This is a genomic window from Affinundibacterium amnicola, assembly GCF_014284275.1.
Lineage (GTDB): Bacteria > Pseudomonadota > Gammaproteobacteria > Burkholderiales > Burkholderiaceae_D > Undibacterium > Undibacterium amnicola.
In genome coordinates this window covers 177219-189863 of sequence record NZ_JACOFU010000009.1, presented here as the reverse complement: position 1 = coordinate 189863, position 12645 = coordinate 177219, and the positions used below count along the sequence as shown (strand labels likewise).

Below are 12645 nucleotides of genomic sequence, written 5' to 3'. Positions count from 1 at the left end.
GCCAAATTTCTTAGACAATACTGTCGCAATCGCTGCTGTCAATGTCGTTTTACCGTGATCCACGTGACCAATTGTACCGACGTTAACGTGCGGCTTGGTGCGTTCGAACTTACCTTTTGCCATTTTAGACTCCTAACGATTGTGAGAGATCTTCTTAATTTACCAAGCACACGCCCGATAATAACAATGCGAAGACGATGATTTAAAACTACTCTGGTGCCCTTGACGTGGATTGAACACGTGGCCTCTCCCTTACCAAGGGAGTGCTCTACCACTGAGCTACAAGGGCAGCTCTTTGCACAACACACATGCAGAGACAAAACTTTAAACTTGGAGCGGGTGAAGGGAATCGAACCCTCGTCTTAAGCTTGGAAGGCTTCGGCTCTACCATTGAGCTACACCCGCATACGAAACTGATTCGAAAAACTTCAGCCACAAAATTCTGCCTGGTGGAGGGGGCTGGATTCGAACCAGCGTACTCAGAGAGAACAGATTTACAGTCTGTCGCCTTTAACCACTCGGCCACCCCTCCCAGGGAACCCCGAATTATGGAGATGTTCGTTTTAACTGTCAATAGCTTTTTAACGATGACATCTACTTTTTTGAATCGGCCTTTGTAGCACTCGGCGCCAGAAATGATGTTTTTATTGAAAATTCAAGGACTTAGTTAATTTCGCGCATGCGCCAACTGATACGAAACCAATCCCTCGAATTTATTCATTTCTTCAGATAAAGCACTGATTGATGTTGCCTGCTTACGATTTAGTGCTACCGCAACAAAGCGCCATTCAGTTCGCCCATCCTTTGATGAAATAATAATTGTTCCACCAGCAACTTCGTAACCTCGTGCCATCGCCAACTGGCGTATGGCGGCTTCACTTGCAACAAAGCCCTCCCTAAATTGCATCACAATCGAGATTGCCTGCCGTGCTGGTAACCAAGCCTCCAGCTTAAAGACCCAGATCATGCACGCGGCAGAGAGAAAAGCGAGCAAGATTGCAGCGGCGTAAAATCCTACCCCCACTAAAATACCAATGGCGGACGAAGCCCAAAGTGACGCCGCCGTAGTCAAGCCACTAATACTAAAACCCTCCTTCATGATTACACCAGCACCCAAGAAACCTATGCCAGTCACAACGCCTTGGATTGTACGTGATGGATCCAAAGCGACAGGGGATAAAGCCCTTCCCCCAAACCAGAAGTCGGGATATCCAGCAATCACCACCAAGGCAGCTGAGGCCATGCAGACTAGCCCATAAGTACGCATGCCCGCAGCTCGGCCATGGTAGGAGCGCTCATATCCGACAACAAATCCCAATAATAGGGCGCCAGTCAAATTAAGAAAAATAATTGTATTTGTACCAAGTTCGGCATGCGACCAGAAATTGGCGGTGTAGGAAGCTAATGTCGTCATTCTTATTGCTCATAATTATTTATATCGAATTTCAGTGTAGCAAGCTGATTAGTAACTGTCTAAAGTTTATCTCTCATGTTTTAATTGTGCCGTATTTCAGCAACACTGAACTTATTTGCCTTTGAACAATCAGATTTCACACCTGCACTTAGGTATATTCATAGTATATTTAAATAACTCTTGCTCCCGCTATTGCCATTCCCACCATTTTCTTGGAGAAACTATGCATCAGTATAGAAACCCTTACTCGCTTCCGACTTTCATTGGTACAAAACACAAATCTGGAAGGACTATGATTAGTGCAGCAATCAGCTTACTTTTTTGCGTGGGTCTGCCCAACGCGGCAGTGCCCTCAAATGCACAGGCAACGGAGCAAACAATCAAAGTGAGCGGCGTGGCGAGTAGCAAAGAGCAAATCAAAACTGAACTCGCATTCAAGAATCTGTATCAGAAAGAAACTGCTTTCAGAAATAAGGAATTTCCCGGGCGCCGCGCCGCGGATGATGAGGATGAAATTACGCAAGCAGATTACAGCGATGCTGCTGAACAGAGACGCTTAAAAGTGTGGCGCAGTTTAGCTGAGGATATGAAGAAAATAGACCCTTCTTTACTTTCCAATGAGTCACGCATTAACTACAAAATATTCGCTGATCAACTCACCAATCGTATCAATGCGACCACTTTGGATGCACATCTTCTGACATTCAATTCAGATAGCCAATTCTGGGCGAGTACTGCAGGAGCAGCCGAATCTACTCGTTGTACGTCTGTAAAAAACTGCGAGCGGTTCATCAAACAACTTGCTAGCATTCCGCAATCGTTCTCGCAAAAAATTACCCTTATGAAGTTAGGCATAGAGCGGGGGATGACGATGCCACAAGTTGTATTAACAGGTCGTGACGCTAGCATTCAGAAGCACTTAACAACAGCCGTTGATACCAGTGTCTTTTACAAGGCATTTACCCAATTGCCAGCATCGATCAGCCCTGCACAACAAGCTGACTTACAAAAGCGAGCAAAGGCTGTCATTACCGACCAGGTAATTCCCGCCTACCAAAACTTATTGGACTTCATTCGTCATGAATACATGCCCAAGTCACGGAAATCGATTGCGGCCTACGATCTTCCAAATGGCAAAGCTTTCTATCAAGCACAAATTTTCGAATATACAACTTTAGAAAATACGCCAGAGGAAATTCATAGCATTGGTCTAAAGGAAGTTGCGCGGATTCGCAGCGATATGGAACAAATCATCAGCGAATTAAAGTTCAGCGGCGATTTCAAAGCCTTCTTACATTTTTTGCGCACCGATCCCCAATTCTACGCCAAGACACCTCGTGAATTATTAGCTGAAGCCTCTTACTGGTCGAAGAAAGCCGATGGCATGCTGATACGTTATTTTGGGCAATTGCCGCGTAAGCCATATGGAATTCAAGCAGTACCGGCGGATATAGCGCCCACCTACACGGCGGGTCGTTATGCTGGCAGTGGCGACCCAAAACGGCCATCAAATTATTGGGTCAATACGTCGTTATTAAATCAACGCCCGATGTGGGCGCTGCCTGCCCTGACCTTACACGAGGCCGTTCCAGGTCATCATTTGCAAATTGCCTTAGCTGGTGAACAAGCGGAACAACCGGAGTTTCGCCGTACCGCATACATTTCCGCATTTGGAGAAGGCTGGGCTTTATATGCGGAACATTTGGGTGTCGAGATGGGCTTTTACGAAACACCCTATCATCATTTTGGTCGCCTGGTTTATGAGATGTGGCGAGCTTCACGCTTAGTAGTCGATACTGGGATGCACGCAAAAGGCTGGACACGTGATCAAGCCTTGCAATTTATGCGAGACAACACAGCGCTCTCCGAACATGAAATTACCACGGAAATTGATCGCTATATCTCATGGCCAGGACAAGCTTTAGCTTACAAGTTAGGTGAATTGAAAATCCGCGAAGTACGTCAAAAAACCTCGACCATTTTGGGAGAGAAATTTGATCTCAAAGCCTTTCACGATAAGTTACTTGGTCTAGGCTCAGTCCCCTTATCAATTTTGGAAAGCGAAATGCTTGCGTGGGCAAATAAGTTAAAACAAGAGAAGAAATAAGCATCCATAAAATAAAAACCTCGAATAAAAATATTCGAGGTTTTTATTTGCGTTGAATTTAGCGACTAAATTCAACGACAACAACAAATCAATTTGTTACTGGCGCTTTCATATCTGCCGATTTTTTATCGTCGACTTTTGCTTCAGCTTTCGTCTCTGCTGGTTTCACCAAGCTTGCACGCTCTTTCAAATGATCTTCCATTTTTAACCAAGCAACGCCTTTATTTAACCATTCTGGTGCAGGCTTATCTTTCAAGTGAAAATCAAAAAACTCTTTCATGCGCTGCATATAATCTTTTTGATTTGGCTTTTTCACCAAGCCATGATTCTCGCCTGGATACTCAAGCATCACAACATCTTTGCCGGCACGGCGCAAAGTATTGAAATACTCTACACCTTGTGTGTAATCTACAGCGCCATCGACATCATTCTGTAACATCAATAGCGGTGTCTTAACATTTTTAGCAAAAAACACTGGGCTATTGCGAACATACGCTTCCCAGTGATCATTGTAATTACCAAGGAAACGTCCTTGACTACTTTCAAAAATCGCCTGATTAGTACTGCCAGAATTCTTGTACACCAGGCTGTACATACTAATCATATTCGTCAGCGCCGCACCTGCTGATGCCGCTTTAAATACGTCGGTTTGAGTAATCAAGAAGGCTGTTTGGTAGCCACCCCAACTATGTCCCTGCAAACCAACACGTTTTGGATCAACGACGCCAGTTGCTATCGCAGCCTGCAGCGCTGGTAACACACTTTCCTTGGCGCTAACACCTGGATCATTTAAACGATAAGTGATATCTGGATTGAATACCGCGTAACCATGGCTAGTGTAATAGGAACGATTAAAACCACCACCACCAACCATCGGTGGCGTATAGCTATTCAATCCCTGGCTTAATTTTTCATAGATGTACACCACGGTCGGATAAGACTTACCAGCCTGATAGTTTGCAGGTAAGAACAAAGCGCCTTGCAACTTTTTGCCATCTGTTCCGATGTAATCAACCAAAATTGAGCCACTACCCATCGTGTAGCTCTTTTCCTGCTCTTGCAAATCAGTAAGCTTACGTAAGTTACTTAATTGCGCATCGCTAACATAAAGATCTGGTGGCGTGGTGGCAGTTTCTTTTGACAGCAAGAAAGTTTCACTTTTCTCTGACTTAATCAGACGTCGATACGCCGCATCAGCGTAAGCCAATCGTTTAACATTGCCGTTTGGATCGAGGCGCAGAAAACCAGCTTTTTTAGTCCATTCACCGTAAGCATAAAAATACTGCGGCTTACTCAAATCAATTCCCTTTTCATTGGGATCTAAAACAAGGCGACGCTGATAGCGCACTTGATCTCGCTTTCCGTCCTGGGTTAATGGTATGGCTTTCCCACCTTCTACCGGAAACTTCCAGATATCCCAACCATCACTCAGCAAAATGAACCGACTATCTGCGCTCCAACCAAACGGTGTAACAGGTGGTTTGACCAAGTTGTGATCATCATCGACATTCACAAAACTAGAATTTAATCCGGCAGTCAAATTATGACGTTTGCCTGTCGCCATTTCCACACTGAAAAAATTTCCATCTTCGTAGTGCAAATAGTGACGTCCATCATGCGCTAATCCAAACGTCCAACTAGCCTGCTTGTTTAATAAACGACGCTCACCATTTTTCAGATTTACCGCATACACATCACTAAAGCGTCGGCCATCCATACTAGCTTGACGTTGATATTCACTGTCATCCTGCGCCAAAGCCCAATCTCCAGCCTGAGGCATTGCTACTGATGTCAATTTCTCGTCACCGATACGCACAAATTTTGCTTCTGCAAGACGATAAATCGCCGCGGATGAACGTTTTTTATCAAACTCTTGCTGCACTTTTTGTTGTGTTGGCAAACGCTTGTCTTGATGATGCCAAAGGACTAAATTGACCTTTTCATCTGTTTCTGCATCTTTTTTCTCGTCTTTTGGTTTCTTCTTAGCTTCTTTGATACCGAATGAAATCCAAGCAAAGTCTTTACTCCAGCGTGGTTGTGCATCACCCGAAATCGTCATATCCTGAGGAAAGTCTTTGAGCTTAGAAGGATCAACAATGGTTTTGCTAAAATTGCTTCCGGCATCAAGACGGAATCCCAAAGCATTCCACAATTTATCGGTATAGGCTTTATCTTCTATGCTTTTTAATACAGTGAATCCATTGCCTTTGTCATTCCACAATAACTTCTCATACACCGCATCACCATCATCCAAAACCTGGTTAGCGCCAGTATCTAAAGTATGTACCACCACACCATTTCCAGCCTTATCATTCGCATCCACGATATAGGCTAAATAGCGTCCTTGGAAATCAAATTCAAATTCAGAGACATTGCCCAGATTGAGCATTGCACCTGTCTTCAGATTCTTCAATAAGAGATCCGATCCTTTTGCGCGTGCAGGCGCGGTCGCTCCTGGTACTGGCGGTGCAACTGGCGCTGGAGCAGCACCATCAGCCATCGCTTTATGCATCGCAATCCAACCACCACGTTCATTCGCAAAAGCAAACTTACGCACTTTATCGACTACGCTGGACTTACCTGTTTTTAAATCAACCAAGGTAACTTTAGTTTGCAAAGGCTTCTTTGCCTTCTTCGCCGCATCTTGTTCTTTCTTACTCATATGCGAAGTAAAAGCGGCCCATTGACCATCTTCAGAAAACTCGATACTGCCTGCCCCTTGTCCAGCGGGAAAACTATATTCTTCTTTTCCAGACAAAGATTTCACAAGTACAGTCGCATCACCTTCTGCTTCCGTCAATCGCCAAGCCGCCCACTGACCATTCGCCGACAATACAGCGGCACTAATACCTTTGTATGCAGCCATGTCTGCAATCTCAATTGGACGTGGCGTTAGCGCTACTGGTGCTTTCACAGCAGTTTTTGTTTCGGATTTTTGCACTGGATTGACAGGGACAACTGGGGCAGCATTTTTATCAGCGGTGGTTGCTGATTGCGCTAATACTTCAGCGCTTGCCAAGAGAAAACTTAAAGTAACGGCAGGATAAACTGGACGCATTACACACTCCGAAGGAAAGGATAAGTGACTAAAAAGATCAATCAAATGATGTTGACCGCGGTATCTTAACTTAGTTCCAATCGTTAGCGGTGTTAAAAACGCATCGATTTGTCACTCAATGGCAGGGGTGGATTCTATTTTGTGTCGACATTTTTTATCACATCAAACGTACCCGCATGACGTTGACGCAATCCCATCTTGACCACATTGGCAGGATATACGTTCACGTAAGACTTCCAGATCACATCGGTCGATGCCGCTTTCTCCATCTGCGTCTTGAGAAAGATCTGATCACTTAACAGTAAAGAAGATTTCGAAATATAAATGCCACTATCAGTCCATGGCAGCTCATCCAACTTATCGTAACGCACGCGTCCCTCAAGATTTTTTAGTATGGCTTCGGTACGAAGAAAACCTGAAAACAAAGTGGGCGTCATAATCGTGACGTAATCGGTATTTTTTTGCATAGATCGCGCGACTGAAATAACATCTGGCTCGACAATCAAACGTCCGCGCTTCGCCATTTCCTCTAAAATCATTTGGTAGCCAGCGCCATAATCGAAGCCACGAACAGCGACCAATTTAAGCTGTTTTCGCGCAAGTAAGTCCGATAAATTTTGGATTTCTGTATGTGCCGATTCAATCAAAATGACCATCGCACGAATTTGAATTAGCGGGACAAAATTTCCGATCTTGTCACGCTTATCTGTTTTAATAGTCGTAATCAATAAATCTGCTTTGCCATTTTCAAACAAAATTTCCTGACGATTTTTGGGCACTTGAAAATAGATAAACCGGCAGTTGCTCTTTGCTTCGACGATATTCAAGAAATCTGGCGTAATCCCTGAGTAGTGGTTATTTTTCACCACGACGCTTAGTCCGGTAACTGAGAACGGCACTTGAATAGGCCTCGAACATTCAGCCAGCACGGGCGAAACTATCGTACTCACAGCGAAAATCGCTGCGAGCACGCGCCAGAAAAACCACAAAGACATGTGAATTCCATGTGAGTAGGCAGCGAGCTTATTTGTGTACGAGCTGGCAAACAATGTATTTCCATTTCACGAAAAAAATACCGCAATCTTGCACATACAAACATGCATCATCAAAACAAGATTTTCAATATAGAAGTCCACTGAACTCCATTGAACAATCATAAAAAGCCGCCAAGAATGCCCGAGCATCGCAAACATTGTGCATGGAAAGCAAACACATTCCTATCTAAGGCACGCTTTCGTCCTGAAAAATATTGTTAAGACCAATGCACTGTAGGACTTACACGACACAGTTACTAAAACAAAAACATCAAATAACAATGAGACTTCGCTAAAACAGGCGCTAGAATCGATACTGCAACCCGCTCCCCTGCCTTCGTAAAAGCGTGCCAGACAATTGTACTATCGTCCGTGACACGCCTCCGATTCAAGCATGCAAGGGCAAAGCCACGCACATACGAGAGACCTCTGCACAACCGTAGCGAGTGGTCGAAGTTTGATTTGAGGAGCGGACCTGTGCTGAAGCACAGCGAGCACCGGAAATTCAAAATTCGGTCGCGCAGTAGGTTGCGCAGAGGTATCACGAGAAAAGAACACAAATTGGTCCTTTATGGACTAACATCTAGATTCAGCTTATCAGACTGTTTGCCACTTACTCCAACTCTATACCACAGCGAGGACATGATGCGATCAACCACACTTTTTCTTAGTTTATTACTCTGCATTTCCTGCCACTCTTTTGCTACAACGAAGGTGGAGGCACAAAGCGCCGCACCAACATCGAATCCAAAATACGATGCCGCAGCGGCAGAACGTCTGGGAGCGGATCATCGCGGCATGCGAACTTATATTTTGGTGGTATTAAAAACTGGACCAAACAAGGTCGCAGCTGGAAAAGAAAGGGATGAAATGTTTGCAGGACATTTCGCCAATATAAAACGTCTGGCAGCCGAGGGGAAACTTGCTGTTGCCGGACCATTTGACGGTGTTGATGGCTGGCGTGGATTGTTTATTTTTGCAGTAAAAGATATCGAAGAAGCGAAACAGTTAACCGCCACAGATCCTGTCATCATCAAAGGAGAAATGGTGGCTGAATATCATAAATGGTACGGTTCTGCTGCGATAATGGATGTGGGAAGAATTCACGAGACCTTGAGTAAATAAGCATAGGCATTTGATCGTTTGGCTTGGCGGAATCAACACGCTGCCCGCTAACCGATTCGCACAGCGCCAGGCGCATTGAACTGGCTGGTTTCGCACATCAATATGGCGAAACCAGCGCTCCACTTTGAAGTCGGATTGATCTTGCGAACCTCGTGACTTAGTCACATTGTCCTCACACGCGTTTTCCACTAGCGTCAATTAATTGCTCACCATCTTCTTTCGTAAAAGCGCCACGCTGCGGCGACGGCAAAATATCTAATACTAACTCCGATGGACGACACAATTTCATACCCAAAGGCGTTATCACAATTGGTCGATTAATCAAGATAGGATGCGCGAGCATCAAATCGATTAAAGCATCTTCACTCCATTTGTCTTCGGCCAATTGCAATTCTTCGTAGAGACTTTCTTTTTGTCGCATCAACTCACGTGCTGAAAACGCCATCGTGGTCAGCATATTCTTCAACACTTCTTTACTCGGCGGCTGTTTTAAATACTCAATCACCACAGGTTCATCGCCACTGTTACGGATTAAGGCAAGTGTATTGCGAGATGTGCCGCATTTTGGATTGTGATATATCGTAATAGTCATGTTCAATTGTTCAATCAAGAAATATTCATAGTCAATTTGGCGACCGTAAAATGCGCAGGCTCCAAAACGACATTATATAAGCGATACGTTGCTAGCCAAATGCAAAAGGGCGACACTAGTGTCACCCTTTTATTTCACTTCACGAAAAAGAAATCTTCGCTCTATTTTTTTTGATCCTGATCTTTCGCAGGCACAAACTGTCCCATCACATCACGTTTCCCTTTTTCCAAATAAGGAACAGGCTTATCCATCCATTCTGGACGCGGCTTATTTAACAAATAATGATCAAAGAATTCACTCATATGCACGGTGAAATGTTTGATATTGTCGCGATCACGCAAACCATGTTTTTCACCATTATAGTTAAACCAATATGCCTCTTTATTCAATCGACGCATCGCTGTGAAGAACTCAATCGCTTGATACCAAGGTACTGCATCATCGTCATCATTGTGAACAGTCAAAAATGGTGTCTGTACTTTATCAATCGCGAAAATCGGAGAATTTTCTACATACTTAGCAGTACTATCCCAAGGCGTGCCACCAATACGGCTTTGCTGCTTTTCATATTGAAATGCGCGGCTAATACCTGCCCCCCAACGAATACCACCGTAGCCACTAATCATATTCGCCATTGATGCACCCGCTTCTGCGGCACGGAAAATATTGGTACGGGTAATCATGTAACTGATTTGGTAAGCACCCCAGCTATGACCCTGAATACCAACCCGTTTCGGATCGACGTAGCCCTTTGCGATCACCTGCTGTACAGCGGGCACAACGGTATCAAGCGCACTCTTACCTGGATAACCAGTTTTGTAAACAATATCAGGTCGCAACACGATATATCCGTTACTGACATAACGCGTAACATTAATATTTTGTGCCGGCGCTGGAGAGACAAAGCGATGCATATTGTCCGTCATCTTTTCATAGATATACACCATCATCGGGTACTTCTTTTTAGGATCAAAATTTTCAGGCTTCGCAACCAAAGCTTTCAATTTTTTTCCATCAGCACTGGTGTAATCAATCATTTCTTGCGTACCCCAGTTGTACTGAGCTTGCTGTGGATTCGCATAACTGATTTTTTGCGGCTGAGTAAAGTTTAGATCGGCACTCCACAAGTCAGGAAATTCAGTAAATGTCTGCTGCGTAAACAATATTGTGTCGCTGTCTTTCGCCTTAATTAAACCTGAAAACAATTTATCCGCATGAATCAAACGCTTAGGCTCGGCCATTGCACTGACGGTCGGATTAATCGTGTAATAACCAGTCGACTGATTCACATCGTGGGTCGCTGATAATACCCATGGCTTGTCGGTAGGTAATGCTCTGGTTTGAGGAGATTGACGTGCGTCACCCAAGTGAACGTAACGCAGCTCTAATTGGTTTTTACGACCAAATCCAGCAGTGAGATTGCGCGCGACTTTGGATTGCAAATTCACATCCCATAAGTCGAACTGATCATAAATAACAACGCTGGAATCATCCGCAGTCCACCCAGCAAGACCAAACGCATTTTTCGGCTCTGGCGTATCGCGTTGCTGATCATCGAAGCGCGTTTTAATATGACCAGTTAAGTTCGTCTTCTTACCATCAATAGTGGAATATGACCACCACACACTTTTGTCCGCATCGAATTGAACAAGATACTTTCCTGCTGGAGAAAACTGCGGCATAAAGCGCGATTTTTCGATGAGCATTTTGGCTTGACCGTTCTGCAAATCTACTGCATAAGCGTCGTAGTGCAGGCTATCCCACGACATTAAATGTCGATAAGGTAAAGTGCTAATTCCCATTGCAAACTGCGCGTTGTCATTGAGCATCACTTGCGGAATCAATTTGTTCGCGAGCTGTACAAACTTACCATCAGCTAAGTGAACAACTGCACGATAAGATCTTTGTTTGTCACGCTCAGCATTCGCTTTTTGCATGGACTGTAACTCAGGATCTTTCCAATGCCATAGATCGACCTTTACGGCTTCTGGCGCATTCTTTGCTGTTGCAATCGCTACTTCCGCAGTGCTCAAGAACAGGCGTTGTCCATCTTTACTAAAATTAAGATCGGCATGTTCACTTGGTGCCCAAGCTTTGGTCATTCCGTTTGACTCTGCGTTCACCAGTAGCTTTGCCTGCGGTGCATCAGCTCGCCAATAAAACAAGGAATACACTTGTGGATCTTTCGCTTTCTTTGCCAACTCATCACGATTACTTAACACGGCAAATTGTTGACCTGCATCGTCAAAGCGCAAATATTTATAGCTACCAGCACCAGTCAGTATCGCTTTTGATGACTTACTTTCTGATGACCAAATGTAGACGCCTTCGACTTGCGTCGCCGATTTCGCTTTCTCATTTGTCGTATTATTTTCTGTTTTCGCTATTTCTTGTGACTGGTCTTTACTCGGTTCTTTAGCTACATCCTTCGTAGTATCTTTCGGCAAATCCTTCAAGGATATGGAATACGCCAACATCGTTCCTGACTTATTCCAGCTCATGTCCGCCACATCTTGTATCGATGTTTTTTGTTTATTCGCTAAGTCCCAAACCAGTAATTCTGTACCAGGTTCTTTTTTCTTCGTCGCACTTCCAACGCCAGCGAGAGTCATTTGCTGATCTTCATCGATTTCGCTTTCCATCGACTCTTTACTGTCAACGTCGCTATCAGCTTTTACAGCATCGTCTTTTTTCGCATCTTTTTTGGTTTCTTTCACTGGCTCGAGCAGTGCTGCGAGCACACCAGAACCTTCCTCTGGAAAGCTAAAACGCTTTACACGTTCAACATATTCAACTGTACCAGTCGACAAGTCCATCACGCCAACACCTGCCTTTGGTGCATCTTCAGGTTTGAGTTTGGCTTTTTTCGCTTTATCCAGTTCTGCGCGGGTTGGCACAACTGAAAAAGCCACGTATTTTCCATCGTAACTGAACATCGGCGCATTACCACGCGGAGCACGCCATTCCTTACCATCACGCAGATTTTTCAGGACAATCTCTCCGTCGGATTCTTGCCCTACCAAGGCATACGCGGCCCATAGACCATCACGGCTCACGATCGCATTTTGAATACTGCGCCAGTTTGCATAAACCTCATGGCCAATTAATTTCTTTCCGCTCTGGGTCACACTTGCCGTGCTGACCTCTTTATTCGCAGCGGTGGTCTGCGCAAACGCAGACTGCGGCACGCTCATCGCATGCAGCCCCAAAACCAATACAAGCGCACTGACAGGGCGTGATAAATGATTAAAGATCAGTTGAGATCTGTTTTTTTGTAAGCCACTCTGCATTATTCTTCCTTTATTTTAGTTCGTG

General features: G+C 44.6%; 8 protein-coding genes and 3 tRNA genes. 2 read left to right on the top strand and 9 right to left on the bottom strand.

All coding sequences use genetic code 11. The features are described 5' to 3' along the window. The 5 genes from H8K33_RS17940 to H8K33_RS17920 all read right to left on the bottom strand — a co-directional run. Positions 1 to 123: GTP-binding protein (locus H8K33_RS17940; RefSeq protein WP_017454492.1), on the bottom strand; the 123-nt coding region annotated here is incomplete at its 3' end. 91 nt (positions 124 to 214) lie between these two features. Beyond that, positions 215 to 289: transfer RNA gene (locus H8K33_RS17935), tRNA-Thr, on the bottom strand. 42 nt (positions 290 to 331) lie between these two features. Then, positions 332 to 405 (bottom strand) — tRNA-Gly (locus H8K33_RS17930). A gap of 42 nt (positions 406 to 447) precedes the next feature. Continuing rightward, positions 448 to 532, bottom strand: a tRNA-Tyr gene (locus H8K33_RS17925). 135 nt (positions 533 to 667) lie between these two features. After that, positions 668 to 1414, bottom strand: a complete 747-nt coding sequence (locus H8K33_RS17920; RefSeq protein ID WP_186892436.1) for an MgtC/SapB family protein — start codon at positions 1412 to 1414, stop codon at positions 668 to 670. Positions 1415 to 1706: 292 nt separating this feature from the next. Between H8K33_RS17920 and H8K33_RS17915 the strand changes: the two genes are divergently transcribed. Beyond that, complete coding sequence (locus H8K33_RS17915; protein ID WP_186892435.1) at positions 1707 to 3521, top strand: DUF885 domain-containing protein; 1815 nt, start codon at positions 1707 to 1709, stop codon at positions 3519 to 3521. Between the two features lie 88 nt (positions 3522 to 3609). On the opposite strand, the gene H8K33_RS17910 is transcribed toward H8K33_RS17915, so the two are convergent. Continuing rightward, positions 3610 to 6579, bottom strand: coding sequence for a S9 family peptidase (locus H8K33_RS17910; RefSeq protein ID WP_186892434.1), 2970 nt, complete (start codon positions 6577 to 6579; stop codon positions 3610 to 3612). Positions 6580 to 6713: 134 nt separating this feature from the next. After that, positions 6714 to 7574, bottom strand: coding sequence for a type 2 periplasmic-binding domain-containing protein (locus H8K33_RS17905; protein ID WP_186892433.1), 861 nt, complete (start codon positions 7572 to 7574; stop codon positions 6714 to 6716). 681 nt (positions 7575 to 8255) lie between these two features. Here H8K33_RS17905 and H8K33_RS17900 point away from each other — a divergent pair. After that, positions 8256 to 8738 (top strand): YciI family protein, encoded by a 483-nt coding sequence (locus H8K33_RS17900; protein ID WP_222613483.1) that lies wholly within the window; start codon positions 8256 to 8258, stop codon positions 8736 to 8738. Positions 8739 to 8910: 172 nt separating this feature from the next. Here the strand turns inward: H8K33_RS17900 and arsC are convergent, their stop codons facing one another. Beyond that, a complete protein-coding gene (gene arsC, locus H8K33_RS17895; protein WP_186892431.1) occupies positions 8911 to 9330 on the bottom strand; it encodes an arsenate reductase (glutaredoxin) in 420 nt (139 codons plus the stop codon). A 161-nt stretch (positions 9331 to 9491) separates the two neighbouring features. After that, on the bottom strand, positions 9492 to 12620 hold the full coding sequence (locus H8K33_RS17890; RefSeq protein ID WP_186892430.1) for a S9 family peptidase: 3129 nt from the start codon (positions 12618 to 12620) through the stop codon (positions 9492 to 9494). Between the last annotated feature and the right edge of the window lie 25 nt (positions 12621 to 12645).